General features: G+C 65.1%; 30 protein-coding genes, 1 tRNA gene and 1 pseudogene. 21 read left to right on the forward strand and 11 right to left on the reverse strand.

Annotation, left to right across the window (positions count from 1 at the left end; translation table 11 throughout):
• Genes P2T60_RS05310 through P2T60_RS05325 form a run of 4 tightly spaced genes read left to right on the forward strand, consistent with a single transcriptional unit; the run spans nucleotide 1 to nucleotide 2,874 of the window.
• Nucleotides 1-624 (forward strand): DUF7288 family protein, encoded by a 624-nt coding sequence (locus P2T60_RS05310; protein WP_276281513.1) that lies wholly within the window; start codon nucleotides 1-3, stop codon nucleotides 622-624.
• Nucleotides 612-1,616, forward strand: coding sequence for a DUF7261 family protein (locus P2T60_RS05315; protein WP_276281514.1), 1,005 nt, complete (start codon nucleotides 612-614; stop codon nucleotides 1,614-1,616). The genes P2T60_RS05310 and P2T60_RS05315 overlap by 13 nt, the downstream gene beginning before the upstream one ends.
• Complete coding sequence (locus P2T60_RS05320) at nucleotides 1,613-2,083, forward strand: DUF7266 family protein (RefSeq protein WP_276281515.1); 471 nt, start codon at nucleotides 1,613-1,615, stop codon at nucleotides 2,081-2,083. Before P2T60_RS05315 ends, P2T60_RS05320 begins: the two co-directional genes overlap by 4 nt.
• Nucleotides 2,080-2,874 carry a DUF7289 family protein gene (locus P2T60_RS05325; RefSeq protein ID WP_276281516.1) on the forward strand — a complete coding sequence of 265 codons (795 nt, stop codon included), beginning with the start codon at nucleotides 2,080-2,082 and terminating at the stop codon, nucleotides 2,872-2,874. Before P2T60_RS05320 ends, P2T60_RS05325 begins: the two co-directional genes overlap by 4 nt.
• Nucleotides 2,875-3,510: 636 nt before the next feature.
• On the opposite strand, the gene P2T60_RS05330 is transcribed toward P2T60_RS05325, so the two are convergent.
• Nucleotides 3,511-5,286 (reverse strand): DUF7289 family protein, encoded by a 1,776-nt coding sequence (locus P2T60_RS05330; protein ID WP_276281517.1) that lies wholly within the window; start codon nucleotides 5,284-5,286, stop codon nucleotides 3,511-3,513.
• 207 nt (nucleotides 5,287-5,493) lie between these two features.
• Here P2T60_RS05330 and P2T60_RS05335 point away from each other — a divergent pair, with 207 nt between their 5' ends.
• From P2T60_RS05335 to eif1A, 4 genes are all read left to right on the forward strand, one after another.
• Entirely contained in the window at nucleotides 5,494-5,859 is a 366-nt protein-coding gene (locus tag P2T60_RS05335; RefSeq protein WP_276281518.1) for a HalOD1 output domain-containing protein, read from the forward strand.
• 87 nt (nucleotides 5,860-5,946) lie between these two features.
• On the forward strand, nucleotides 5,947-6,159 hold the full coding sequence (locus tag P2T60_RS05340; RefSeq protein WP_276281519.1) for a hypothetical protein: 213 nt from the start codon (nucleotides 5,947-5,949) through the stop codon (nucleotides 6,157-6,159).
• Between the two features lie 71 nt (nucleotides 6,160-6,230).
• Entirely contained in the window at nucleotides 6,231-6,419 is a 189-nt protein-coding gene (locus P2T60_RS05345; RefSeq protein WP_276281520.1) for a hypothetical protein, read from the forward strand.
• Nucleotides 6,420-6,497: 78 nt separating this feature from the next.
• A complete protein-coding gene (gene eif1A, locus P2T60_RS05350; RefSeq protein WP_276281521.1) occupies nucleotides 6,498-6,785 on the forward strand; it encodes a translation initiation factor eIF-1A in 288 nt (95 codons plus the stop codon).
• 26 nt (nucleotides 6,786-6,811) lie between these two features.
• On the opposite strand, the gene P2T60_RS05355 is transcribed toward eif1A, so the two are convergent.
• The 3 genes from P2T60_RS05355 to P2T60_RS05365 form a co-directional block, all read right to left on the reverse strand.
• The gene (locus P2T60_RS05355; RefSeq protein WP_276281522.1) at nucleotides 6,812-7,195 is read right to left on the reverse strand and encodes a type II toxin-antitoxin system VapC family toxin; all 384 of its coding nucleotides are present in this window, start codon (nucleotides 7,193-7,195) and stop codon (nucleotides 6,812-6,814) included.
• Entirely contained in the window at nucleotides 7,192-7,416 is a 225-nt protein-coding gene (locus P2T60_RS05360) for an antitoxin VapB family protein (RefSeq protein WP_276281523.1), read from the reverse strand. The genes P2T60_RS05355 and P2T60_RS05360 overlap by 4 nt, the downstream gene beginning before the upstream one ends.
• Before the next feature lie 257 nt (nucleotides 7,417-7,673).
• Nucleotides 7,674-7,745, reverse strand: a tRNA-Ala gene (locus P2T60_RS05365).
• A gap of 721 nt (nucleotides 7,746-8,466) precedes the next feature.
• Between P2T60_RS05365 and P2T60_RS05370 the strand changes: the two genes are divergently transcribed.
• The 4 genes and pseudogenes from P2T60_RS05370 to P2T60_RS05385 all read left to right on the forward strand — a co-directional run bounded on the left by P2T60_RS05370 (nucleotide 8,467) and on the right by P2T60_RS05385 (nucleotide 11,049).
• On the forward strand, nucleotides 8,467-8,934 hold the full coding sequence (locus tag P2T60_RS05370) for a 30S ribosomal protein S15 (RefSeq protein ID WP_276281524.1): 468 nt from the start codon (nucleotides 8,467-8,469) through the stop codon (nucleotides 8,932-8,934).
• A pseudogene (locus tag P2T60_RS21835) lies at nucleotides 8,935-10,115 on the forward strand (exonuclease RecJ).
• Nucleotides 10,112-10,411 carry a KEOPS complex subunit Pcc1 gene (locus P2T60_RS05380; RefSeq protein ID WP_276281525.1) on the forward strand — a complete coding sequence of 100 codons (300 nt, stop codon included), beginning with the start codon at nucleotides 10,112-10,114 and terminating at the stop codon, nucleotides 10,409-10,411. The pseudogene P2T60_RS21835 and the gene P2T60_RS05380 overlap by 4 nt, the downstream one beginning before the upstream one ends.
• A 2-nt stretch (nucleotides 10,412-10,413) precedes the next feature.
• The gene (locus P2T60_RS05385; RefSeq protein ID WP_276281526.1) at nucleotides 10,414-11,049 is read left to right on the forward strand and encodes a 30S ribosomal protein S3ae; all 636 of its coding nucleotides are present in this window, start codon (nucleotides 10,414-10,416) and stop codon (nucleotides 11,047-11,049) included.
• A 23-nt stretch (nucleotides 11,050-11,072) separates the two neighbouring features.
• Here the strand turns inward: P2T60_RS05385 and P2T60_RS05390 are convergent, their stop codons facing one another.
• The 3 genes from P2T60_RS05390 to P2T60_RS05400 all read right to left on the reverse strand — a co-directional run bounded on the left by P2T60_RS05390 (nucleotide 11,073) and on the right by P2T60_RS05400 (nucleotide 12,651).
• Nucleotides 11,073-11,639 carry a hypothetical protein gene (locus tag P2T60_RS05390; protein ID WP_276281527.1) on the reverse strand — a complete coding sequence of 189 codons (567 nt, stop codon included), beginning with the start codon at nucleotides 11,637-11,639 and terminating at the stop codon, nucleotides 11,073-11,075.
• A 2-nt stretch (nucleotides 11,640-11,641) separates the two neighbouring features.
• Nucleotides 11,642-12,070, reverse strand: coding sequence for a plastocyanin/azurin family copper-binding protein (locus P2T60_RS05395; RefSeq protein WP_276281528.1), 429 nt, complete (start codon nucleotides 12,068-12,070; stop codon nucleotides 11,642-11,644).
• Nucleotides 12,071-12,141: 71 nt separating this feature from the next.
• On the reverse strand, nucleotides 12,142-12,651 hold the full coding sequence (locus tag P2T60_RS05400) for a pyridoxamine 5'-phosphate oxidase family protein (RefSeq protein ID WP_276281529.1): 510 nt from the start codon (nucleotides 12,649-12,651) through the stop codon (nucleotides 12,142-12,144).
• A 96-nt stretch (nucleotides 12,652-12,747) separates the two neighbouring features.
• Here P2T60_RS05400 and P2T60_RS05405 point away from each other — a divergent pair, with 96 nt between their 5' ends.
• Both P2T60_RS05405 and P2T60_RS05410 read left to right on the forward strand, forming a co-directional pair.
• On the forward strand, nucleotides 12,748-13,488 hold the full coding sequence (locus P2T60_RS05405; protein ID WP_276281530.1) for a protein sorting system archaetidylserine synthase: 741 nt from the start codon (nucleotides 12,748-12,750) through the stop codon (nucleotides 13,486-13,488).
• A gap of 57 nt (nucleotides 13,489-13,545) precedes the next feature.
• Nucleotides 13,546-14,835: a HEAT repeat domain-containing protein gene (locus P2T60_RS05410; RefSeq protein WP_276281531.1), complete on the forward strand. Its 1,290-nt coding sequence runs from the start codon at nucleotides 13,546-13,548 to the stop codon at nucleotides 14,833-14,835.
• Nucleotides 14,836-14,886: 51 nt separating this feature from the next.
• Here the strand turns inward: P2T60_RS05410 and P2T60_RS05415 are convergent, their stop codons facing one another.
• Nucleotides 14,887-15,129, reverse strand: coding sequence for a hypothetical protein (locus P2T60_RS05415; protein ID WP_276281532.1), 243 nt, complete (start codon nucleotides 15,127-15,129; stop codon nucleotides 14,887-14,889).
• Between the two features lie 79 nt (nucleotides 15,130-15,208).
• On the opposite strand from P2T60_RS05415, the gene P2T60_RS05420 reads away from it, so the two are divergent.
• Entirely contained in the window at nucleotides 15,209-17,071 is a 1,863-nt protein-coding gene (locus P2T60_RS05420) for a phospholipase D-like domain-containing protein (protein ID WP_276281533.1), read from the forward strand.
• 14 nt (nucleotides 17,072-17,085) lie between these two features.
• Here P2T60_RS05420 and P2T60_RS05425 read toward each other — a convergent pair whose 3' ends face one another.
• A complete protein-coding gene (locus P2T60_RS05425) occupies nucleotides 17,086-18,984 on the reverse strand; it encodes a Hef-associated nuclease (RefSeq protein WP_276281534.1) in 1,899 nt (632 codons plus the stop codon).
• Between the two features lie 230 nt (nucleotides 18,985-19,214).
• Here P2T60_RS05425 and P2T60_RS05430 point away from each other — a divergent pair, with 230 nt between their 5' ends.
• Together P2T60_RS05430 and P2T60_RS05435 are read left to right on the forward strand one after the other, a co-directional pair.
• Complete coding sequence (locus P2T60_RS05430) at nucleotides 19,215-19,718, forward strand: Mov34/MPN/PAD-1 family protein (protein ID WP_276281535.1); 504 nt, start codon at nucleotides 19,215-19,217, stop codon at nucleotides 19,716-19,718.
• Nucleotides 19,715-20,143 carry an FAD synthase family protein gene (locus P2T60_RS05435; RefSeq protein ID WP_276281536.1) on the forward strand — a complete coding sequence of 143 codons (429 nt, stop codon included), beginning with the start codon at nucleotides 19,715-19,717 and terminating at the stop codon, nucleotides 20,141-20,143. The genes P2T60_RS05430 and P2T60_RS05435 overlap by 4 nt, the downstream gene beginning before the upstream one ends.
• Before the next feature lie 27 nt (nucleotides 20,144-20,170).
• On the opposite strand, the gene P2T60_RS05440 is transcribed toward P2T60_RS05435, so the two are convergent.
• Nucleotides 20,171-21,340 (reverse strand): NAD(P)/FAD-dependent oxidoreductase, encoded by a 1,170-nt coding sequence (locus P2T60_RS05440; protein WP_276281537.1) that lies wholly within the window; start codon nucleotides 21,338-21,340, stop codon nucleotides 20,171-20,173.
• Between the two features lie 165 nt (nucleotides 21,341-21,505).
• On the reverse strand, nucleotides 21,506-22,039 hold the full coding sequence (locus P2T60_RS05445; protein ID WP_276281538.1) for an Rrf2 family transcriptional regulator: 534 nt from the start codon (nucleotides 22,037-22,039) through the stop codon (nucleotides 21,506-21,508).
• Between the two features lie 150 nt (nucleotides 22,040-22,189).
• On the opposite strand from P2T60_RS05445, the gene P2T60_RS05450 reads away from it, so the two are divergent.
• The 4 genes from P2T60_RS05450 (at nucleotide 22,190) to P2T60_RS05465 (ending at nucleotide 25,635) form a co-directional block, all read left to right on the forward strand.
• Nucleotides 22,190-23,110, forward strand: coding sequence for an NAD-dependent epimerase/dehydratase family protein (locus tag P2T60_RS05450; protein WP_276281539.1), 921 nt, complete (start codon nucleotides 22,190-22,192; stop codon nucleotides 23,108-23,110).
• A gap of 118 nt (nucleotides 23,111-23,228) precedes the next feature.
• Nucleotides 23,229-23,507, forward strand: a complete 279-nt coding sequence (locus P2T60_RS05455; protein WP_276281540.1) for a hypothetical protein — start codon at nucleotides 23,229-23,231, stop codon at nucleotides 23,505-23,507.
• Nucleotides 23,508-23,651: 144 nt separating this feature from the next.
• A complete protein-coding gene (gene rocF / locus P2T60_RS05460) occupies nucleotides 23,652-24,572 on the forward strand; it encodes an arginase (protein WP_276281541.1) in 921 nt (306 codons plus the stop codon).
• Between the two features lie 397 nt (nucleotides 24,573-24,969).
• A complete protein-coding gene (locus P2T60_RS05465; protein ID WP_276281542.1) occupies nucleotides 24,970-25,635 on the forward strand; it encodes an HAD family hydrolase in 666 nt (221 codons plus the stop codon).
• Nucleotides 25,636-25,637: the final 2 nt, after the last annotated feature.

A 25,637-nucleotide genomic window follows, 5' to 3' on the forward strand; every position in this document is an offset into this window, starting at 1 on the left:
GTGAGCGACGACACCTCTCGCGGCCGTGGACCTGCCCGCGGTCGCGGGCAGGTCCACACGCTCGAAGCGTTCACGGCGGCCCTGCTGGTGGTCTCGGGCGTCCTCTTCGCGCTTCAGACGACCGCGGTGACGCCGCTGACCGCCAGCACGTCGAACCAGCACGTCGAGAACCAACACCGGACCGCGGCCAGCGACCTGCTGGCGTCGGCGGCACAGAACCGGACGCTCCGGCCCGCGGTGACCTACTGGGACCCCGCGCAGGGCGCGTTCGTCAACGCGACGGGGCGGGGGTACTACGCCAACGGCGGACCGCCCAACGCCTTCGGGGACGCGCTGAACCAGACGTTCGGGAACCTCTCGGCGACCGGGCGGCGCATCGCCTACAACGTCTACGTCCGGTATCGGACGCCCGGCAACGCGACCCGGCGACAGACGATGGTGTACATGGGGTCGCCGAGCGACAACGCCGCCACCGCGACCCGGACCGTCGCGCTGTACGACGACACGTCGCTGTCAGGCGCGGCAGGGAACGTCTCTGCGGCGAACTTCTACGCGCCCGACGCCGCACGAAACTCGTCGCTGTACAACGTCGTGGAGGTGCAAATCGTCGTATGGCAGATGTGAGATTCGACCCGAGACCGCCCGCGGGCGACCGCGGGCGGTCCGGAGACGGCGGACGCGACCGGGGCCAGTTGATACTCGTGACCGGACTGGCCATCGCGGTGATGCTGGTCGCACTGGTACTGCTTTTGAACACCGTCATCTACACCCAGAACCTCGCCACGCGGGGGGCCGAAATCGAGGACACCGAGGCGGTCACGTACCGCCACGAGGTCGTCACCGGCGTCGGCGGCGTCGTGGACGCCGAGAACCGGGAGGGGTACGACACCCGGTCGAAAGTCGAGAACAACGTCACCGAGGCCATCGCTCGGTTCGACGACGTGACCGCGGGCTACCGCGCCGAACGAGGGACCGTCGCGCGCGTCGAGACCGACTCGCTGGCGCTGACCGACGGGACCCTGCTCTACCAGACCAACGCCTCGCGGAACTTCACCAGCGCCGCGGGCGGGTCGAGCGACTGGGAACTCGCCGACGACGTGGGCAACGCCCGTCGCGTCCGGTTGTCGGTCTCCGGCGAGAACCTCTCGGACGGCCGGTCGGGGTCGTTCCACGTCAGACTCGCCGGTGCGGGCGGCACCGACTGGCGGGTCTACCTCTACAACGACAGTAGCGACGACATCGCCGTCGCGGTCAAGAACGGCACCGACTCGCCCGAAGTCGCGTGTACGACCGACGGACCGCGGGCGACGGTGGACCTCACCCGCGGGACGCTGAACGGGTCGGCGTGCCCGAAACTCGTCTGGGCGACCGACCTCACCGAGCCCTACCGAATCGAGTTCCGGAACGGCGAGGAGGCCACCGGCACCTACGAGTTGACCGCCGACGAGTCGGGCGGCGCGACGGACGTGGCGTCCGGCAACTTCGCCGGGGCCGGGTCCGTGGGGTCGCCGCGGGCGGTCCCGGCGGTGTACGCCGCCGAGTTCGATATTCACTTCGAGACGCCGAATCTCGCGTTCCACACGACGGTCCGAGTCGCGCGGGGTGAGCCAGCATGAGGGACGGACTTCGCGCCGACGACCGCGGCGTCTCGGTCACGGTCAACTACGCGCTCAATCTCGTGGTGGCGACCCTACTCATCGGCGGGGTGCTGACCGCGACGGGCGGGATGGTAGAGGACCGCCGGGAGTCGGCGGTCCGGACCGAACTCTCGGTGGTGGGCGAGCGCATCGCCACCGACCTGATGGCCGCCGACAGACTCGCGGAAGTCGGCCGCGGCGACGAGACGGTGGCGGTGTCGATGACGCTCCCCGAGCGAGTCGCGGGCACGCGCTACGACGTGACCATCGACGCGACGGCGACGGACTCGACCATCGTCCTCCAGTCGAACACGCCCGAGGTGACGGTCCGGGTCGAGTTCCACAACGCGACCGCGGTCCAATCGACCACGGTCCGGGGCGGCGACCTCCGAATCGAGTTGAACGCCGGGGCCGCGCCCGACCGACTGGAGGTGACGAACCCGTGAGCAGAAACTGCGACCTGCTGGACCGCCGCGGGGTCAGCGAGACCATCGGCTTCGTGTTCGTGTTCGCGCTCGTGACCGCCTCCATCGGCGTGGTCTACACCACCGGTATCGGCGGACTGGAGGACGCCCGCGAGGACGAGCAACTCACCAACGCGGTCCGGGCGTTCGACGTGCTTGCCGACAACGTGGGCGACGTGACCAGCGAGGGCGCGCCGAGTCGGGCGACCGAACTCAAACTCTCGGGCGCGAGCGTCGGGTTCGGCGACCCGGTGGGAATAACGGTGCAGGTCAACGACACCGACAGCGACGCCAACTTGACCTACACCCAGACCACCCGGCCGCTGGTGTACGACGCACCGGCCGGACAGGTGGTGTACTCGGCGGGCGCGACGTTCCGGGTGGACGGGGGCGACGCCGCGATGCGGTCCGAACCCGGACTGGTCGTCACGGACCGCCAGTCGGTCGTTCCGCTGGTCGTAACCTACCCCGCGTCCGACTCGGGCGGCGTGGGCGGGAGTTCGACGGTACTGGTGGTCGCCCACCGACAGTCGGTCGAACTCGGCGGTCGGTTCGACACCGGCCCGGACCCCGCGGACGAGGCCCGAGTCAACGTCACGGTGAACTCGCCGCGAGCGGCGGCGTGGGGCCGGTACTTCGAGTCGCTGGGGATGTCGCCGCCGAACTCGAACCCGGCGGCCGCGGACCCGAGCGACGGGGAAGTGACCTACCAGTTCTTCACCGACCGCCTGCTCGTTCCGGAGTCGGTGGTGGAGTTCGAGATAGCGGGGTGAGAGCGCCGTGGCGTGGTGTGCTTTCGATTCGTTCTTCCTCTCGAAACGGTGCTTTCGGCGAGTTCACCGTTTTCGGCGCGTCTTCTCGTTTTTCTGCTCCGGCGCGCGCGAGCAACGCGCGCGAGGGATGAGGCTTGCGAGACGCTTCGCGTCTCGCTGATTTGCGAACGTCGTTCGCAAACATCGCAGGGAGGAACGACCGAAGGGAGTGACGACCGAGACGCGCAATCGGTTGGGGAGGACGTGGCGCGGTGCCGTGCGGTTGCGGTCTGATAGGTTCAAGCCTGAAGTCACGGTGCGGTCGCAGTGCTGTCTCGTCGTTCGGTCGCAGTGCTGTCTCGTCGTTCGGTCGCAGTGCTGTCTCGCCCTGAAGTCGTGTTTTCTCGGGTCACAGAGGCTTCACCGGGAAGCGACGAGAAACGACGAGAAGAGACGCGAGAAGCTAGCTACAGGTTTGAGCCAATCACACCGCCACCTCGTCCTCCCCAACCTCCTCGTTCGCTCCCTTCGGTCGCTCACTCGTCCACCGTCGGAAGCGAGTTCCGACGAGCCTTCCGTCGCTTCGCTCCGGAAGACCTCGCGCGCGCCGGAGCAGAAGAAACGCCGTCGCGTGTGAACTACCCCGGCCTGCTCGGACTAAACACTCGTGACGTTGACGTGGGAGACGCTGATGTGGAGGTACGTCAGGCGCGGGACGTTCTGGGCCGCGCCGACCACGGGGTCCACGGATTCCAGTGCGCGGTCGAAGTGAATCGACCCGCCCGCTTTCAGGAGGGTGTCGCCGCCGCCGACGATGCCGCCGTAGAGGTCCGCCTGCGTTCGGACCGTAATCGCGCCCGGATTGGTGTCGGTGCCCGGCGCGTAGATGAGACCGACGAACTTCGCGTGGTCGTCGAGTCTCACTTCGAGACCCGGCCCGGCGTACACCCGGAAGACGGGCGACCGGTGGGTGGTCGTGTCGCCGACGGTGCCGCCGACGACGTGGAACCTCGAACCGCTGGTGTAGAGTTTCACCATCCCGCCGTTGGGGTCGGTCACTTCGACGTTCACGTCGTTCCATACGATGTCGTCGTCCACGACCAGCGTGATGTCCCCGCCGGTGTTGTCGAGTTCGAGCGTCTGGGAGGAGTCGAGGTCGTCGTTCGAGACGAAGTACGCGCCGTCGGGGAGCGTCAGCGTCGATTCGGAGTCGTTCCACGTGTCGGTACTCTCGTTGATGGCCGTGACGCCGCCGTTGTCGTTGTTCGAGGACTTGCTGTAGGTCGTGACTTTCCCCTGTACCATGTCGCCGATGGGACTGATGTCCGGGGCCGTCCCGTTTCCGGACTGCCATCCGTTCACCGCGCTACAGTCGCTCCCCGGCGGGCCGCCGTTGCAACTGGCCGTCCCGCCGTACGAGAGGTTGCCGTGGACCGCGACCCCGCCGCCGAAGTCCACGGTGCCGCCGCCGGTCCGCAGGTCGCCGTATATCTCGGCCCCGCCGGTCAGTTCGACGCTCCCCTTCGTGACGATGGTTCCCTCGTAAGGCGGGGACGGACTTCCCGGATACGCGCCCGTAGAGGAGTTGTAGCTATCGGTGAACGACGACCCGCCAGCGCCCTGAATCGTCATCTCGTCGGGCGTGGTTCCCGCCAGCGCGTTCGTGACGTTGCGCGTCCGCGTGGGCACGACCAGCGTGATGGTCACGCGGTCGTCCGGGTGATGGTACGTCACCGACCCGCCGGTCCGTTGCTCGAAGAACCGACCCCACGCCTCGTAGTACTCGCTCCGAACCGTGACGTTCACCTCGCCGTTCGTGAGGGGGTTCCGGAAGTCGGGGTTGCCCTTCTTGGGAAACTTCGCGTCAGTGTCGCCGTCGCCGGTGACTCGGACCCGACCGCCGAGCGACTCGCTCCCGTTGACCGCGACCAGCGGAAGCGTGAGGGTGGTCCCCCGGTAGTGGAACTCCGGCGGCGACACCATCGTACTCCCGTTGTCGGTTCGCTTCCAGACGCCGCCGCCCTGATACGCGATTCTGGTATCGCCGTTCCGGTAGGCGATTGCGCCGAGCGTCTGGTTCATGACGACGTGTTCGGTGGTCCCGTCGGTCCGGTTGACGACTCGGACGCGCATCCATCCCGTCCGGTTCTCGACGGTGGCGCTATCGACGCCCAGCGAGACGCTCTGGGTGGGCGAAGAACCGATGCCGACCAGACTCGCCTTCGAGTCGAGTTGGGTCATCGCGTGTTCGGCGCTGTCGATTTCCGACGACTGCTTCGAGTCGTCCAGTGCCGACGACCCGAACGCGACGATGAGTCCCGTCCCCGTGATGGTGATGGCGAGCAACAGAACGACGCCGAGTACTTCCGACTGACCGCGCGTGCGCTTCGACTCCCCGTCTGCCCTCGCGTTCGGACTCCGCCGACCGGTCATATCCGCCTCATCGGACTACGGGATTATAAACCAATCCGCCAACTATCGGGAAAGATTCACTAGCGCGTTGACGAGAGTACCAGCCACGGACAACGAGTCGCGAGCGATTCCCACGTCGGGTCTCGTCCCCGTGTCTCGGGGGCCTCGGCCGTCGTGACGGCGCTCGGCGGGAGCGCTCTTCCCGAAATTCTGACCATCGGAAAACCTATGTACGACCCTTCCTTGATAAACGGTAGCAACGAAATGAGCATGTCGAGAAAGAACATCGACCCTGTGGAAATCGAATCTACGTCCGAAAACGGCGACTATACCTCTACCTACGTCTTCGACATCAGCGACCACATGCTCGCCGGAGAGGTGTGTACCGGCCTCGCGCTCGCGCTCGGGGAGACACTCGACCGAGACCCGGCCCAGATGACGCCGCTTAGTTCCGTCGTAGACTGTGACGCACTCCAGATGCTGTTCCACACCCGACGCTACGGCGACTTGCGCGACGAGGTGTCGGTGTCGTTCCCCTACGACGTGTACGAGGTCACGGTTCATTCGGGCGGTAGAGTCGTCGTGCAGGGGTAAGCCCGCCGACGCGACGGATTCGGCGTTCCGCGTTCCGGAAGCGATTGGGGCGACAGAATTACGTTTTCCCGACAGGTATGCTATCGTATGGCAACCGAGTCTACCCGGTTCGACTGGCGACTCGTCGCCCTCGTCGCCGTTCTCGTCGGTGCCGCCGTCCTACAGATGTTCGCCGCCGCGGGCACCGGCGACGACGACGTGCAACTCGTCGTCATCGGCACCGCGAGCATCGTCATGCTTCTGGCTATCGGCGTCGTGATGTGGTTGGTCCGCGCTGGAGCGGGCCGAGAACGCGAGTGAGGGCGCTGACTCCCGATAATCCCTCGCCCGACGACTAACAGTGATGTGTCCGGACCGCGTACTCCCGCCGGATGCGGGAACTGCTCGGCCCGACGTATCGAAATTTGGCCGCTCTCGCCGTCGTCGCGGCGCTACTCGGCGGGGCGTACTTCGTCGCAAATCCACTGGTCCGGTACGCCGCGTGGTTGGTCGCGTTCGCGGTGTGGATGGCGTGGTTCGTGTCCGTCGCGCGCGAGTGGATTTCGAAGGCGAACTTCTGAGTCCGAAGCGACCGCTCGCAGAGAGAGGTTCCCACGCACGATGCAACCCTTTAAAAGTGTAGAACTCTTACACTGCTTGTGAGTGAAGATTCTGGGCGACGGAACCTCCGTATGCCCGACGATTCGGAGCAGTTCGCTATCGTAACCGAGATGCTCGGCAAGAACCGAGTGCGCCTCCGCTGTAACGACGGCGTAGAGCGCATGGGCCGGATTCCGGGCCGGATGCGAAAGCGAATCTGGATTCGACGCGACGACATCGTGCTGTGCGAACCGTGGGACTGGCAGGACGAGAAGGCAGACATCGAGTGGCGCTACGACGGGTCCGCGCAGGACCAGTTGCGGCAAGAAGGCCACATCAACGTCTAACGCGGCTTTTCTGCGACTTCGCGGTTTCAGTACGCCAGCACGTCGAGTTCCTGGACTCGCTCGAAATGGTCGTCACGAGTGACGATTCGCGCACCGTTGTGGCGACAGATACCCGCGATGAGTACGTCACCGAGGTTGATTCGATTCCCGGTGTCGAGGAGTTCGGCCTCGACCAGCGCGGCCTCTCGCGCAGTCGCGTCGGTCATCGGTAATGGTTCGACCCAATCGAGACCGTTCGAAACCCGCTCGATTTGCTCGCGCCCGCCGTTTCGCGCCGCGCCTCGGTACACCTCGAAGAGTGCCAACTGCGGCGCGAAAAACGGCTTATCGGCGTGTTCCTCCAGAAATTCCTGTGTGGCTTCCTTGCCGTCGAGGTAGTCCAACAGAAACAAGGTGTCGAACGCCATCATCGACTATCGCGCTCCCGAAGGTCGGCGTCGAGGTCGTCGCGGGTGTCTTCGACGGCCTCGCGGAACCCTTCTACGTCGCTCATCATACCGAACCCCTTCATCACGTCGCGGTCGCTTCCGGTGAGTCGGAGAATCGTGTCGGTGAAACTCTCTTCGTCGCGCTTGTGTTCCTTGAGTCGGTCGTAGGCCTCTTCGGTGATGGTCAGACTCTTCGTCCCCATGGATGTAGGTATACGTCTACGTCTACTTAGAGTTGGGGTTACGAGAGTCCGACTGACAGGACGAGAAGGCAGACATCGAGTGGTGCTACGACGAGTCTACGCAGGACCAGTTGCGCCAAGAAGGACACATCAACGTCTAACGCGACTCTTCTGCGACTTTGCGGTTTCAGTGAAAGGGGGTCGAGCGACGACGAAAGTGAGCGCTAGCGAGCGTCGGAAAGTAACGACTTTTCGGCCGAACGAAGTGAAGGAGGAAGTGGACTCGTCGGGATTTGAACCCGAGGCCTTCCCCGTGCCAGGGGGATGATCTACCGCTGATCTACGAGCCCTCGAACGCATTTCTTCGTTGTTCGGGGGTACTGATAAACCTCTCGGATTCGTCCGCACATCGGGAGAGGGTGACGTGGCTTCGCGTGAGTCGGCTTACGTCCGCGGTCTGTTCTCGGCGAGTATAGAACTGTTTTTCGTTCTTTGAAATATTTTTGTATTTCTTTAAGCAATTTATTTCTTTCTCAGACGATTTTTGACGTTGCTCGGTAGCGGTACTAGGCGGCATCGCGGCGACAGTACGAGGACGCGATTGCGACGAACGCGACCGCGACGACGGCCGCACGAGAAGGTAGCTAGTTACAGGCTTGAACCAATCAGACCGCACCGCAACCGCCCCGCACCGCAACCGCAGGCCACGTCCTCCCCAACCGACTGCGTTGCTCGTCGCTTCGCTCCTGCGCTACTCGTCCCTCGCACGGTATGGCGCGGCACGAGGCCGCGCCAGCGCGCGCCGGAAGAGCGTAAGTAACCTCTTCGGAAACCCATCTCGAACAGTGTTCCACACGTTGTTGATGGATAGTAACCCTTTACTTGCTACGTTGTTACCGTACTAAGTACGGGAACAGCACAGCCGCAAATCTGACTCGCCACTCGGAGACGCCTCGCGTCTCGCTATTTCGTGGCTCGGGATTGCGGACGTGCACCGCGTCAGACCGACGCACCAGCACGCCTACCTCACAGTCGGCGATAGCGGCCTGTGCAGTTCCAATCCAGACAACCATGGCACGAATGCACACCCGCCGCCGCGGTTCGTCCGACTCGGACAAACCGGTGGCAGACGAACCCCCGGAGTGGAGCGACGTAGACGAAGACGAAATCGTGGACCGCGTGGTCGAACTGGCCGAACAGGGTCACACCCCGAGCGAAATCGGCCTGAAGCTACGCGACGAGGGCGTGAAGGGCACGCCCGTCCCCGACGTGAAACTGGCGACCGGCAAGAAAGTCACCGAGATTCTCGAAGAGAACGACGCCGACGGTGACCTGCCGGAGGACCTCCGCAACCTGATGGAGCGGGCCGTCCGCCTGCGCGAACACATGGACGCCAACCCGCAGGACGCCCAGAACAAGCGGGCGCTCCAGAACACCCAGTCGAAGGTCCGCCGTCTCGTGGACTACTACCGCGGCGACGAACTCGACGCCGACTTCACGTACTCCTACGAGACCGCCAAGGAACTCCTCGAAGCGTAAATGTCCGCCTCGGGTCGAACTGACGACGGGCAAGCGCCGTCCGCCAGCGACGTGGCCGCCGACCTCCGCGAGGCCGACTTCGTTCGAGTCCTCGCGCGCGCAGACGGCGACTGCCTCGCGGCGGCCGGACTGCTCGCGCGCGCCCTCGCTGACTCCGGCGTCCCCTACCAGATTCGGGTCGCGCGCTTCGGCGAAACGCTGGCCGACCCCGCCGCCGACGCGAGCGACACCACCGTCGGTATCGGTCTCGATTCGGCCGCGGACGCTTCCGTGCCGGACGAGGCGACCCCCGCGAGCGTGACCGCGTTCGACGCGGCGCGCGAACTCGGGGTCTCGCCCGACCCGACGCTCGCACTCGCGGGCGTCGTGGCCGCGGGCCGTCCGCCGGGGTCCGGCGACAGCGCCCGCGTCCTCGAAAAGCGCGAGACGCCGGTCTCGACCGGCGTCCCGGCGTCGGCGTGCCGACCGACGACATCGCCGACGGACTCGCACACTCGACGCTCGCGCACGCGGACTACTCGGGCGACGCCGAAGCGGTGCAGGCCGCCCTCGCCGAACTCGGCCTTCCGGCCGAACTCGACGGGCAAGCCCACCGCGCGATAGCCTCGGAGTTCGCGCTGGCAGTCACCGGCGCGGACGCCGCGACCGACCGCGCGGCCGAATCGGTCGAGCGCGCGCTTCGACCGCACGCGATTCCGGACGGCGAATCCGGCGACTCGGACGCACCCTTCGGGACAGTCGAGGGGTACGCCGACGTGTTGGAGGCCGTCGCGCGCGAGCGACCGGGAACGGGCGTCGCGCTCGCGCTCGGCCACGCCGAGCGCGCCGACGCGCTCGACGCGTGGCGCGACCACGCCGCGCGCGCACACGAGGTCCTCCGCAAAGGGACGACGGGCCGGTACGACGGCCTGTTCGCCCTCCGGACCGACGACGCCCCCGTGGAGACGGTCGCCCGCCTCCTGCGGGACTTCCGGTCGCCCGAACCGACCGCGCTCGTCGTGAGCGAGTCGGAAGCGGCCGCGGCCGCAGTCGAGGCGTCGGGCGTCGGTGCGTCGATGACCGACGCCGCACGAGCCGTCGGTGGCACCGGCGGCGGCACGCCCGACAGAGGCTACGCCACGTTCGACCCCGAAACGGACACCAAGGAGTTCCTCGCCGCGTTCCGGGAGGCCAGACCGTGACCGGGACCCAATCGGAACCCAACGAGTCGGCCGGTCGCTCGGCGACGATTCGGAGCGAACTCGACGACGCCGCGATTCTCGCGGCGTCGGTTCGGCCCGACAACACGCCCGAAATCGACACCCGCGTCGAACGCGACGGCGAGGGCGTCGAGACGGTCGTCACGACCGTCGAGCGCGAGACGACCGGCGGACTCCGGACCACGGTGGACGATTACGTCGTAAACCTCACGGTAGCGCAGAAAGTCGTACAGGCAGGAAAACGACACGCGAACGCAGACACAGACGATAAATCCTAAACATGAGCGAACGAAGCGTATCCAAGCAGAAACAGGAGAAGCGGTGGTACACCATCCACGCACCCCAGCAGTTCGACCGACAGGAACTGGGTGGCACCCCCGCGGACGAACCGGACAAAGTTCTCGGCCGCAACGTCGAGACGACGCTGGGCGAACTGAAAGGTGACGCCAGCGAGAACAACACCAAGCTCACGTTCAAAATCAACGACGTGGGGAGCGACTCGGCCTACACCGAGTTCGTCAAGCACGAACTCACCCGCGACTACCTGCGGAGCCTCGTGCGCCGCGGTGCCTCGAAGATAGAGGCCTACGTCACGGTCCTGACGACCGACGACTACCGCGTCCAGATTCAGCCCGTGGCGTTCACGACCAAGGACGCCGACGCGAGCCAAGAGAAGGCCATCCGCAACACGATGGTCGACATCGTGGAGGAGGCCGCCGAGGACCGCACCTTCGAGGACCTCATCGACAGCGTGGTCGAGGGTCGCCTCTCGTCGGCCATCTACGGCGAGGCCAAGACCATCTACCCCCTGCGCCGCGTCGAGATTCAGAAGTCTACGCTGGAAGCCCGTCCCGAAGAGGTCGCCGCCGAGGAAGAGACCTCCGTGGACGTGGACGAAGAAGAAGTCGAAGTCTGAGCGCGGACCTCGGAGTTTATTTTTTATTTTGGTTGACGAACAGCTTCAATTGGTTCGTTAACCTCCGACTTAATCGCATTTAATGCAGTATATATATTTTCGTAGTAGTTGGAAAGTTCAACATCATCATCAATTTGTTCTACTGCTTCCTGCGCTCCTTGTTGTAGATGTTTTTGTTCGAACTGTCTCTCTTCGTCTGCTTCTGCAATTGCATAATTAAGAGTCATCAAACCAACTTGAACAGCTGTCTTCTCCTCTTCAGTCAAATATAGCTGAGATTTAATAGCCAATTTTCTTAGCTCCTTTGTCAGATTATTGACTTCCCGAATCTGTTCCTCCGTGATTGAGATGTCAAATCTCTTATTTTCTATCTTTTTATGAGAAATATACGGGGAGAGGATGGCATGACATTCCGATAGTTTTTCATGAAGTTCAGTCAGAATTTCTACCTTTCTTTGGATATAGAATCCTGCGCGCTCTCGGGTGTCTTGCCGTCTTTGCTGAACACGATTGTTATAATAGCTGATGATTCCAGTGACGATAGAACCTGCAAATGCGCCACCTGCCGCAGCGAGAGATGTAGGTAACATAACTACTCCGTAACCACGATTTTTCCGACCATCCCGCTCGGTTCGTGGGGGATACAGAAGTAGTGATACTCGCCCGGAATCTCGAACGTCACTTCGTAGGTCTGGCCCGCCTCGATGCGGCCCTCGAAGTCGCCCATCCACCCCTCGCGGGCGGACTCCTCCGATTCGAAGCCGCCGGAGGCGAAGTACTCGGCCTCGTCGGGAATCTGGTTCTCGTAGGCGGTCACGGTGTGGCGGCGGTTGCCCGTGTTCGCCCAGACGACGGTCTCGCCCGCGCTGACTTCGAGTTCCGCGGGCCGGAAGAACGCCGACCCCATCCCGATGTCGTGGTCGGTGTCGGCGCTCGCGTTCCCGTCTCGGAGGGCGCTACAGCCAGCGAGACTCAGCGACCCGACGCTCGCGGCCCCAGCGAGGAACGTTCGGCGGTCCATGTCCGACCCTCGGGACGCGAGCGATTTAGGTCATGCGGAACGCCGACGCCGCCGCATCACGGCGGCGTCGGCTACCCGTCCGAGTCCCGGAAAGTCCACCGGGTCGCGTCGTCTGGGTAGTCGCTCCACGCCAGCACCGCGTCGGGCCGAACCGCGAAGAACGGCGTGCCGTGGCGAATCCCGTACTTCCCGTCGTAGGCCGCGTCGATGCGCGCGACGCGCTCGGAGTCGGCGGTGTCGTCGATTCGCTCGGCCGTCCCCTCGATAACGACGACTTCCTCGCCGCTCTCGCGGTGGACCGTGACCGCGGGGTTCGCTCGGAGGTTCCGCACCCATCGCGTTCGCTCGCCGCCGCCGCAGTGAAAGTGGTCGTCCAGCCAGACGCCCCACACCGGGCGAGCGTGGGGTCGGCCGTCGGGTCGCGTGGTCGAGAGCCAGTAGGTCCGTTCGTCGGCCATCCGAGAAGCCACGAACTCCCACGACAGCAGGCCGTCGCGGTCGTCGGGGATGCCGTAACTCGCTTCGGTCTCGGGGCGGTCCCGTCGGACCTCGCTGGCGGACTCCTCGTCTCGGTGGGTCATCGGACCGGCTACGGCCCGAGAGAAGATAACCTGTCCGTCCCGCGAGAGTCCGCCGGATATAAAGACGTATCAACGGCCGTCGCACACCCGACACGTATGGAACCCCGGTTCGTCGGTCGGCTCGGCGTCGCCGACGCGGTGACGGTCGCCAACGCCGCAGTCGGCTTTCTCGCGGCCGCGGTTGCGACTATCGACTCGGGACTGGCGGCCCAGTTGGTGTTGCTCGCGGCCGTCGCCGACGGACTCGACGGCGTTCTCGCCCGGAAGATGGGGGGGACTCCCGCGGGCGAGTATCTGGACTCGCTGGCCGACGTTGCCTCGTTCGGGGTCGCGCCGGGCGTACTGGTGTTCGTCGTCGCGCGCCAGCGGTGGGGACTCGCCGACCTCTCGCCGATGGCAATCGCCACCTTCTGCGTGCCCGCGCTGTTCGTGGCGATGGCAGTCGTCCGGTTGGGACTCTACAACGCCTACGACGCGGGAAACGGCCACACCGAGGGCGTGCCGAGTACGCTCGCGGCGACGATTCTGGCGGCGACGGTGCTTGCGGGCGTCGATGACGCCGCGGTTCTGCTCGCGGCCGCGGCCGCCTTCGCGTACCTGATGGTGGCGCGCGTGACCTACCCCGACCTGTTCGCGCGGGACGCGGTGGCGATGGGAGGTGTGCAGGCGCTCGCCATCCTCGCGCCCGCGGCGTTCGGACGGGTCTTCCCCCGAGTACTGCTCGGTGCGGCGCTGGCGTATCTCCTACTCGGCCCGCGATACTACTGGCGAGACGCCGACTGCGAGTTCGACGGCCGCGAGGTGGGCGCGCGCGAGATGGAAGGGAAACGCTCTTGAGGTGTACGCACCGAGTTTTGAGCATATGAGTCCGGTAAGCCTTGCGGGGTGGGACGAATGAGCGACGAGGGAACCGAGGGCGACGAGACCGAGGAAGCGCCGGAAGCCGAAGAGACGGAACTCGACACGACGCCGCTCTCCGAGGAAGAAATAGAGGAGGAACTCGACGCCGCCGAGGAAGAACTCGAAGCGGCCGAGACGGAGGCCGACCTCGACGAGGTGGAGGCCCACCTCGACGAAATCGAGGGGCATCTCGAAGACACCGACCTCCCCGAACCCGAGGACGAGGACGCGGAGGACCCCAACGAGCAGTTCGAGGACCGACTCTCGGACCTCCGGAGCGAACTCGAAGACGCCCGCGGCCCCTACGCCGAGAACGTAGTCGAGGACGTGAGCGAGTCCGGTACCACCGTCGAAGAGACCGAGTGGACCGACACTGGCCGCGAGGAACTGGTCGAAGTCGTGAAGGCGTTCGTCGCGGACGTGGAAGAGACGCTCGACACCGACGTTTCCGCGACGGTTTCGGCCGACATCGAGGACCTCGCGGGTGCAATCGAGGACGCCGCGGTCGCAATCGGCGAGGCAGGTCTGGACCCCGACGACGACGCCGAGACTATCGCACAACTGGAAGAGGCGGCCACAGAGCTACAGGCGGGCGTCGAGGACGCAGAAGAGTGGGACGACCTCGAGACCCGCGAGCAGTTGCAGGCACAGGGCTTCTACGACGTACTCGACCACCGGAAGGACTACCCCCCGGAGTGGCACGCGCTGAAGATTTGGGAGAAGCGCGGGCGCGCCGACATGGTTCTGCTCGCGCTAGATAGCCTCCAGTCGAACTTCATGGAGGAACACTGCAAGGAGTCACTCGTCCGGATGGGCCATCCCGAATCGCTGGACAAGATGAAAGAACTCGCCCAGCGCCGGGACGAGTTCGCCATCCGCACCATCGGGAAAATCGGCGACGAGGACGGTCTCGACGCCGTGCTGGACTACGTGGACTCAGGCCCCAACCTCGCCAAACCCGCGCTGAAGGCCGTCGGCGAAATCGGGAGCGAGGAGGCGACCCAAGACGTTGCCGACCAACTCGCGTCCGACGAGTCCTCGATTCGGAGTCAGGCCGCCCGCTCGCTCGGTCTCATCGGCGACACGCGGGCCATCGACCCGCTGGCGGACCTGCTCGAAGACGACGAGGCCGACGAAGTTCGGGCGAGCGCGGCGTGGGCGCTCAACCAAATCGGCACCGAGCGCGCGCTCGAAGCGGTCCGTCCCTACGCCGACGACCGGGCGTACATCGTCCAGACCGAAGCCGAGAAAGCCGTCGAGAGCCGAGCCGAGACCGCGGCCTAATCGCTCTCCCGTCGTTTTTACGACCGCGCATTCGAGAACGTGGGCTACCTATCAGGCGAGTAGCGCGGCGAGAAACTCCAGCGCGAACGCGACGATGAGCAGAAACGCGCCGACGCGACCTATCCACGTGTGTTCGGTCACTTCCATCGGAGATATATCGACGCTGTAGTCGTTGTACTCCTCGCTGTACTCGACGTAACTCGGCAGTTGGAAGAACTCGAAGAAGACTAACGCCGCGCCGAGCGCGCCGACCGCGTATCCCGACAGTTCGAGCGCCAACACGAGGTCTACCATATTCACACCGGCGAACCTATCGAGCAAAAAGCCATCGGTCCCCGAGGGTTTAAATCCGAGAACGGGACCAACCCTGCCCGTGTCCCCTTCCACGTCCACGCCTCCGACGGCCGATGCGGCGACGCTCCTCGCCGTCCTGCTTGCGGTCGTCTCGGTGACTGCTCCGGTGGCCGTCGCCGCGAGCGCGCACGCAGAGACGAGTTCGGTCGGCGCGACGGCGGCCAACGACGCGCCGGTCGATTCCCCGTCCGCGACCACCCCACCCGAAATCGTCGCGCTCTACCCGAACCCGGTCGCCGACGGTGACGCCGGGGAGTTCGTCGTCCTCCGGGTTCCCGAGTCCACCGACCTCTCGCGGTGGGCACTCGCCGACGGCGAAGCCACCGTCTCGCTCCCGAACGCGACCGTCTCGGGCCGAGTCGCGGTCTCGACCGACCCGCGAGTCGCGCGGAACCTGACCGACGCGCCCGTCTACCCGCTCGCGGGTGACCTCTCGCTAGCGAACGGCGGCGAAACTGTCCGACTGGTCGGCGGGGAGACGGTCCGACTGGTCGGCGGCGACACTGCCGCGAGCGAGACCGAGGACCGCGAAAACACCACTATCGCTTCAGCCGTCACCTACGAGAACGCTCCCGAGGGCGAGCGCCGCCATCGCGTCCGGACCGCTGCCCGGCGGTCCGGACGCGGGGCGGATGGCTCCGAAAGCGCGTCCGGCGCGGACGGCGAGCGCACGACTCGCTGGCGGTGGACGCCGCTGGGCGCGACCGACTTCGGCGTCGCCCGGACCGGACCCGTCGAGGTCCGGGCGTTCGTCCTCCCCGACGCGCCCGGGGTCCCCCTCGAAGCCCTCCGGCGGGCCGACCGCCGAATCCTGCTCGGTGGCTACAGTTTCGCCTCGCCGCGAGTCGCCGACGCGCTCGCGTCGGCGACTCGCCGCGGCGTCGAAGTCCGGGTTCTCGTGGACGGCGCGCCGGTCGGCGGTCTCTCGCGGCGGAGCGCCGAACTCCTCGACTCGCTGGTCGCCCGCGGCGTGGAGGTCCGCGTCCTCGGCGGACCCCGCGCACGCTACGACTTCCACCACGCGAAGTACGCCGTCGCCGACGACCGGGCGCTGGTGATGACCGAGAACTGGAAACCCGCCGGGACGGGCGGCCACGCGAGTCGCGGGTGGGGCGCGGTGGTGCGGAGCGAGGCGGCCGCGGGCCGCCTCGCCGACCTCTTCGAGGCCGACGCCGGGTGGCGCGGCGCGCAACCGTGGTCGGAGTTCCGGCGCGGGCGGACGTTCACCGCCGCGGAGGGCGCACCGGCGAACGCGACCTATCCGTCGAACGTCGCGTCGAGCAATCTCGACGTTGCTTCGAGCAGTATTTTGATTGCTCCAGACAATGCAGAGGATGCTTTGCTATCGGAGCTAAATGCCGCCGACGAGTCGATTCGCGTCCAGCAGGTCGCGGTCGGCGGGCGGACGCACTCGCTCCTGCGCGCGACCCTGCGGGCCGCGCGCCGGGGTGTGAAGGTCGAGATTTTGCTCTCCAGCGCGTGGTACGTCGAGGAGGACAACCGGAAACTCGTGGAGTGGTTGAACCGGGTCGCGGACGAGGAGGACCTACCGCTGGAAGCACGCCTCGCCGACTCCCGCGGGCGCTACGAGAAGATTCACGCCAAGGGCGTGGTCGTGGACGGCGAGGCGGCGGTGGTCGGAAGCCTCAACTGGAACAACCATTCGGCGCGAGAGAACCGGGAAGTCGCAGTCGTGTTGCGCGGCGAGGAAGTCGGCGGGTTCTACGCCGACGTGTTCGACAGCGACTGGGAGGCGAGCGCGGGCGGAGCGGGAGGTGGTTCGAACCGCGTGCCGGTCGGACTTCTCGGGGCCGTCGCTGTCGGTGCGCTCGTCGCAATCGCGTTCGCAAAACGGGAGGTCGTCTTCGAGAAAGGCCGATAGTTCAGTCGCGGGAGTCAGTCGTCGGTTCGCTCGTGACCCACGGTCGTACTCTGCAACTCCTCGTCGATTTCGGCGTCGGCCATCTTCTCCACGAGGGCGTCCAGCACTTCCTCGCGCATGCCGGGCACGAACTTGATGGACCCGACGACGAGGTGGCCGCCGCCCGAGACGCCGCCGCCGACGACTTCCTCGTTGAGTTCCGAGACCATCTCGGGGATGTCCAAGCGCACGCCGTCCGAGCGCAGGACTGCGAAGTCCGGGCCGTAGCCGATGGTGATGACGGGTTCGCCGGTCTGTTGGACCTTCCGGTCGTGGATTTCGCCCGTGGTCTTGCCCGGCGCGGGGTAGGTGAACCGGTGGGCGTGGTTCTCCACGTCGATGCGGTAGAGGTTGGCGTCGCTGTCGAGTCGCTCGTGTTCGACGTGGGGCATCGCGGCGTCGAGTTGGTCCTCGACCTCGGACTCGGCGGTGTCGGCGAGGAACTCCACGAGTTCGCGGTGGCGCGACTCGTCGTCGGTTCCGACGTTCAACACGTCGTTGATGAGGTTGCGCCCCGCGTCGTACTTCAGCCAGTGAGCCTCGTAGTCGAGAGCTTCGCCGATGTCCCGGAGGAGTGACTCCTCGTAGCCTTCCGACTCGGCGAGGTCCACGTAGTCGGTCATGGTGTCGGCCTTCGACCGGTCGCACAGACCCGCGACGGCGGGAACGTGGCGGAGTTCCTCGGTGATGTCGGGCCAAATCATTCGTGCGAGTTCGACGCACATCATCCCGGTCGTGATGCGGTAGTCCTCGTCGTAGAGGTACGGGTTGACGTGAGCGTCCACGTAGGGTTCGACCGCCTCGGGGTCGGGGTGGTGGTGGTCCACGACCACGATGGGTATGTCGTAGTGCGCGAGGTTCTTGTAGGCGGGCACGTCCTCGGCGGTACTCCCGTTGTCGAGCATCAACAGGAGCGGCAACTTCTGGCCGTGGCGCGCTTGGTCCTCCAGCGCGAAGTTGAGGTCACGGGTCACGTCCTCCATCTCGTAGAAGGGGGCCTTCGAGGGGAGGCGCTTGAACAGGTGGCGCTTGGCCTCGGGGTCTTGGTGCGTCTCTTCGATGAACCGCTCCAGCGCGTACTGGACCGGAATCGAGGCGCACATCCCGTCGCCGTCGGCGTGGTGGCGCACCCGAATCGGCCGACTTTCGAGGACGGTCCGGCGGAGCTGTTGGGCGACCTCTTTCAGGTCGGGTACCATCTGCTCCAGCGCGGGCCACTCCACGAGCGGTTCGACTTCGTGGGGTTCGGCGCGTTCCTCGAAGGCCGCCGCGAGACGCTCGCGGACCTCCTCGGCGTCGTCGTCGGTCAACACGTCGAGCGAGTCGGCTTCGACCTGTAGGGCGTTGTCTCGCTCTTCGACCTGTCCGGTGACGCGAACCACGTCGTCGATTTCGACACCGGGGTAGGCGCGGACGCCCGCCTCCTCGAAGGCCGCGCAGGGGATGACGCCAGTCTCGTCGCTGACGTGGAAGATGGTCGGGCCGCCGGTCTGCTTGATTTGGACGACTTCGCCTTCGAGGTGGACGGTATCGCCGACCGCCTCGGAGAGTTCGCCCGCGTCGGAGATGTCGTAGTCGTGGCCGACTTCGACCGTCTCGTAGTCGCCGAGTTCGGTCGGAACGAAACTCAGGTCGCCGTTCTCCCGAATCTCGGTCAGTTCGACCACGAGGTCGTCGCCGACCTCGTAGCTCCCGTCGTAGTTCGACTCGTGAGCGAGACCGGAGACAGTGTCGGAAACGTCAACGAACACCCCGTAATCGACCACGCCGTTGACCGTGGCGTGGTAGTAGTTGCCCTCTTCTACGTCGTCGAGGGTACAGTCCGGGTCGAGGTCGTAGACTACGACCTCGCCGGAGCCATCAGTAGATGTCATTCTTGCCCGTGGTTTCGGTTCGCCCGCTTTTAACTCATGCGATGCCGAGTCTTTGTCGCCGAAGAATCGTTCGAGAGAGCGTGTCTCTCTGGCGGCCGCGCGAATCCTCGATTCGCGCGGCCGCTTCGTCGTCGGAACTGTCGCCCTCGGGTTGTCTCGCTCCAACTCCATTGCCGTCTCCGCCCGGACCCTTCGCAACCTTTAGAATGCGCCCGCCCGGAGTTTCGACCATGCGGTTGTTCCGGTCGAGCGAAATCCTCGGCATCGCCGAAGACGCCCTCCAGTTCGCGCTCGCGGCGTCCGAGGACGCTCATCCTCACGAGTACATGGGCTTTCTCCGCGGCGAGGACGCCCGCTCTCTCGGACTCGAACGCGACGGGACCGTCATCACCGACGTACTGGTCATCCCCGGCACCGAGTCCAACAGCGTGAGCGCGACTGTCAAGACCAGTCAAATACCCAACGACTTCAACTCGGTGGGGTCGGTCCACTCCCACCCGAACGGGGTTCTTAAACCGAGCAAGGAAGACCTCGCCACCTTCGGTAGGGGGAAAGTCCACATCATCATCGGCTATCCGTACGACCAAGGGGACTGGCGGGCGTTCGACCGAGACGGGGAGCATCGGGAGTTAGACGTTCTCGACGTGTCGCTCCCCGAGGGCGAATCGTTCTTCGACTTCACGCAGGCCGACATCGACGCCGAGTTAGACTACGACTTCGAGGACACAGAATGACACACGTCATCGCACAGGGAACGTTCGACATCCTCCACCCCGGACACGTCCACTACCTCCGAGACGCGAAGGCGATGGGCGACCGACTCACGGTCATCGTCGCCCGGAGGGAGAACGTCACGCACAAGGAACCGCCGATTCTGCCGAACCGCCAGCGCCGGGATGTGGTCGCCGCCCTCGACGCGGTGGACGACGCCCGCGTGGGCCATCCCGAAGACATCTTCGCGCCAATCGAGGAGATGGCCCCGGACATCATCGCCCTCGGCCACGACCAGCACCACGACGAGGCCGCAATCGAAGACGAACTCGCCCGGCGGGGCATCGACTGCGAGGTCCGGCGCGCGAGCGCCCGCGGTCCCGAGTACGAGGGCGAACTGCTCTCTACCGGACGGATTATCGACAGGATATTGGAAGAGCGCGAGTAGAAAAGCGAACGCGGATTTGTTGCGGTGTTACAGCGAGTCCCACGCCTTCAGCGCCTTGGGGAGCGAACTCACGTCCGCAATCCAGCGCGCGGCGATGGCCTTCTTGAGGAACTGCGCGGGGTAGGAGTTGAACGTCCGGACGGGGAACGACATGCCACCGGCCTTCACGTTGTGGGCGACGGCGGTGTCGCCGATGGAGATGACCGTTCCCTTGTCCTCGTGCGTCCACGTCTCGAGCGGTTGGTCGTTGATGGCGCGGGCGATGTTCTCGCCGACGACCTCGGCGGCCTGCCACGCGGCCTGTGCGGTCGGCGGCGCGGGGTTGTCGCCTTGGTCGATGACGGCCGAGTCGCCGACCGCGAAGACGTTCTCGTCGCTCGTCTGGAAGTCCGACTCGCAGGTGACGCGGTTGTGTTCGTTGTCGAGGTTACAGTCGTCCAGCGCGTCCTGACCGGTGATGCCGCCGGTCCAGACGAACACGTCGTAGTCGAGGGGGTCGCCCTCGTCGAAGTGGATGGCGTCCTCGTCGGCCTCGGTGATGGGGTCGTCGGTCAGAATCTCCACGTCGGCCTCTTCGAGGTGTCGCCGGACCGTCCCCTGCAGTTCCGAGTCCTGTCCGGGCATAATCTCTTCGAGGGCCTCCACGAGGTAGATGTCGATGGGCGCGCGCCGCGAGTCGCGGAACTCCGCGACTTCGCCCGCGCTCTGGATGCCCGACAGACCAGCGCCGCCGATGACGACCTTCGCGGGGTCGTTGCGCGAGGCTTCGGAGGCGGCCTGCTTGACCTGCTGGTGAATCTCGCGGGCGTCGTCCAGACCCTTCAGAGTCAGGGCGTTCTCCTCCATGCCGGGGATGCCGTAGTAGGCGGTTTGGCTCCCGAGTGCGACCAGCAGGTAGTCGTACTCGACCGAATCGCCATCGTCGAGTTCGACCGTCTGGTCGTCGGTATCGACTTCCTCGACTCGTGCCTGTAGGAACTGCGTACTCGGCGAAGCGATGTCGCCAACCGGAATCGTGATGTCGTCCTCGACGCTCGGGTCGCGGATGATACGGTGGGACTCGTGAAGGACGAGGTGGTAGTTGTTCTCCGAAATCCACGTCAGCTCTGCGTCCGAGTGTTCCAGTTCGTCTTCCAATCGCTGAACCGCGCCTGCACCGGCGTAACCCGCGCCGAGTACGACGACCTTATCAGTCATATCGGAACCTCCGGAGTCCTTGGATACAAAGGCTTTGGAAGCCTCGAACGATTGGTTGAGAGTATCTAGCACGAAAAACGCGAGGACGTGAAGAACGACTGAAATAAATCCGGGCGGGCGAAAGAACGTCGATTTCAGGGCGGCGTCGATTGGGTCGCCCGCGAGTTAGTGTTCTGGTTCTTCCGCGGGTGCTTCCATCGAGACGATTTTCAGAATGAGAATGTTGTTGGTGTCGTCTTTCCCGTCCACCGTCCCCTCGACGACGAGTTTCGAAAGCGGCGTGGGACCGACGCGAACTTCGTCGTTCTCGTGGAACTCACGGACTGACCCGCGGACGTGAATCTCCGCGCGGCAGAGTTCCGGATGGTGGACGCTTGCGAGGTCGATTTCCTCGACGTTCGCGTCCTCGACTTCCTCTCCCTCGTGGAACAACGGTACTTCGGCCTCTTGGTCCATGTCTTGGACGCCGAGAGCGTCGAAGGCGTTCGCGGTCGGTTTGTACCCCCCTTTCGGACCGGGGACGCCTTCGACCAACTGGAGGGCCTTCAGGCTCTGCATCTGATTCCGAATCGTTCCGGGGTTGCGGTCTACCTCCTCGGCGATGTCCTCGCCTTTGACTGCGTCTTCGGTCTCCCGGTGGAGGTCTACGAGTGCGCGGAGAATTTTCTTCTGACTCGCGGTCAGTTCGATTGACGACATTGCCGAATCTTTGGCAATAGATTGCCTTAAATGCGACGAACCGGTCGGAAGCGCGGACTGACGCGACGGTTCGAGTCGGCCACAGTTAACGGTCCCGAATCCGGGCGATGGAACGACAGGGATTTGACGGTGGCGGGGATGGGTCCAACTATGCAGGACAAACGCGTCCTCGTGACCGGTGGCGCAGGCTTCATCGGTTCGAATCTGGCGAACTACCTCGCCGAGGACAACGACGTAATCGCGGTAGACGACCTCTACCTCGGCACGCCCGAGAATCTGGACGATTCGGTCGAGTTCCACGACGCGAGCGTCTTGGACGACGACCTTCCGACCGACGGCGTGGACGTGCTGTTCCACCTCGCGGCGCTGTCGTCCTATCCCATGCACGAGGAAGACCCCACCAAGGGCGCGCGCGTCAACGTCGAAGGGTTCGTCAACGCGGTCGAGCAGGTCCGCGAAGACGGGTGTGACACCGTGGTCTACGCCTCGACCTCCTCGATTTACGGCGACCGGACCGAACCCTCGCCCGAGGACATGGACGTGAAAGCCCGGACCGGCTACGAGGCCTCGAAACTCGCCCGCGAGCGATACGGCGAGTACTTCGCGTACCACTACGACATGAACATGGCCGGGATGCGCTTTTTCAGCGTCTACGAGGGCTTCGGCGGCGCGGAGGAACACAAAGACGAGTACGCCAACCTCATCGCCCAGTTCGCCGACGAACTCGCAAACGGCGAGACCCCGGTCATCTACGGCGACGGGACCCAGACGCGAGACTTCACCCACGTCTCGGACATCGTTCGCGGTCTCGAACTCGCCGCGGACCACGAACTCACCGGAATCTACAACCTCGGCACGGGCGAATCCTACAGCCTCAACACGCTGGTCGAGCGCCTCAACGACGAACTCGACACCGACATCGAACCCGAGTACGTCGAGAACCCCATCCCCGAGAAGGTGTACGTCCACGACACGATGGCCGACCCCTCGAAGATGAACGAAGCCACCGGCTGGGAACCCCAGATTAGCTTCGACGAGGGGCTGAAGCAGGTCTGCTCGTACTACGAGTAGCGAATCGTTCGGCCGCCTCGTGCCCACGACCCCCATCCCGCGATTCGAATATTTTGGCTTGTCCAGTTGCGAGTAGAACGGAGACACGTATTCGGGCTACGGTCCACGGGATTTCGATATGAGGATACGACGACTCGTAACCGGGAACCTCGGGTACGCTCTCCTCGGTGGCCCAGTGCTGGGTATCATTTCCGTTCTCGTCGGGACGTATCTGTTCGGCACAGTGCCCGGAATCGGATGCGCCGTCGTAGTGTACGGTCTCGGCTGGGCGCTAGCGGTTCGGCGGTCCGAACGGAGGACACAGAAACCGATGCCGGACTCGGACGACGACCGAACTCGAAAAGAACTAGAGGCGGAGAAAGGGAGCTTCGGTGGAAACGGTGGCGGCGGTGGATAGGTTGTCTTCGCTCGCGGCGCGACCGAACGGGCGACCCACGCGAAGCTTTCGAGACCGCGATTTCTCTCGATAGCCCTCGGCACACAATATTCACGCCGAACAGAAATCACGTCTTCTTTATCGCGGGCCTTCGATGTTCCGAGCATGAACCGACAGGTGCGAATCATCGGCGTCCCGATGGACCTCGGCGCGGACCGACGCGGCGTGGACATGGGGTCGTCTACCATCCGCTACGCCGGACTCGCCGACGAACTAGACGCCCTCGGCATGGACGTAACCGACGCGGGCGACCTGCCGGTCCCGCGGGCCGAGGAGCGCGACCCAGAGACCGAACAACCCAGCGAGGGGACGGCCAAGTTCCTGCGCGAAACCTCGGAGGTCTGCACGAACCTCGCCGACGAGGTGGCCGACGCCCTCGACTCGGGGCAGTTCCCGCTGGTCCTCGGCGGCGACCACTCCATCGCCATCGGAACCGTCACGGGCGCGGCCCGCGACGCCGACCTCGGCGTGGTCTGGTTCGACGCCCACGGCGACTTCAACACGCCCGCGACTTCGCCGTCGGGCAACGTCCACGGGATGCCCTTAGCCGCGGTCCTCGGCATCGGCGACTTCGCGGACACCGGGTGGGCCAACGCCCCGAATCTCAGCGAGGAGAACGTCGCCATCGTCGGTCTCCGGAGTCTGGACGACGACGAACGCGAGGCCATCCGCGAGAGCGACGTGACCGCCTACACCATGTCGGACATCGACGAGCGAGGCGTCACGCCGGTCGTGGAGGACGCCCTCGACGTTGCGACCGACGGCACCGACGGCATCCACGTCAGCCTCGACATGGACTGGCTCGACCCGAAGGAAGCGCCGGGCGTCGGCACGCCGGTCCGCGGCGGCGTCAACTACCGGGAGGCCCACACCGCCCTCGAAAAAGTCGCCGAGCGCGACGAGGCCGAGGACGTTCTCCGCTCGCTGGAGGTCGTCGAGGTCAACGCGATTCTGGACGAACACAACGAGACGGCGGAGTTGGCGACCGAACTGGCCGCGAGCGGACTCGGGAAACGTATCCTCTAGAGACCACCTTTCGACGACCACCTTTTTTCTCGTCGGGTGCCGGACGTGCGCCGTCGGCGCACGTCCGGGCACCGCGCCTCGAAAAATCTGGACCAAAAATCCCGCTCGCTTCGCTCGCGGCGAAACGGCGCTTCGCGCCGTATGCTGGTCGCGGAGGATGGGCGGGCGCTCGCCGGTGGTCGGTGGAGTCGAGAGCTCGCAGTCGGCGCTCGGCAATCTCTACGTATGCTTTAGACGTGATATTATTTTTAATACTGTTCTTTCTCTGTTCTTAAGCCCGTTCTACGATTCCTTCGCGGGTCGGCGCTCGCGCGCGAGCGCCGACCCTCTCGCCGCGGACCCCGGAGCGCCGCCCGAACCGACACGCCCAAGACCGCTCCGTGAGCCACCACGACCCGTGACCGACTACGACGCGATTCTGTTCGACAACGACGGCGTGTTGGTCGAACCGCCGTCCGACGACGCCCTCCGCGGGGCCGCGGAACGAGCGTTCCGCGAGGTGGGCGTCGAGTCGCCCGACGACGACCACCTCGCGGAGGTCCTGCGCGGCGTCACGCCCGAATCGCTCCGGGAGGTGTGCGGCGTCTACGGCGTGGACCCCGACGAGTTCTGGTCCGCGCGGGACCGCCACGCTTCCGAGGCCCAACTCGCGGAGTTCCGCGACGGCGACCGGAGTCGCTACGACGACGTTGCGGCCGTCGCGGACCTCGCCCACGACTTCGGGGTCGTGAGTTCCAACCAGCACGCGACCATCGAGTTCGTCGTTGACTTCTGCGGGTTCACCGACTGGTTCGACACCTACTACGGCCGGGAGATGGGCGTCGAGAGCCTCGAAAAGAAGAAGCCCGACCCCCACTTCCTCGAACGCGCGATGGCGGACCTCGGGGCCGACGACGCTCTCTACGTCGGCGACAGCGAGAGCGACGTGGTGGCGGCCCACCGCGCTGGTCTCGACTCGGCGTTCGTCCGCCGGGACCACTGCGCGGACGTGTCGCTGTCGGTCGAACCCGACTACGAAGTCCGAGACCTGCACGAAGTCGCAGAAATAGCGGACGGAGAGTAACC

This window comes from Halorussus caseinilyticus, assembly GCF_029338395.1.
GTDB lineage: Archaea > Halobacteriota > Halobacteria > Halobacteriales > Haladaptataceae > Halorussus > Halorussus caseinilyticus.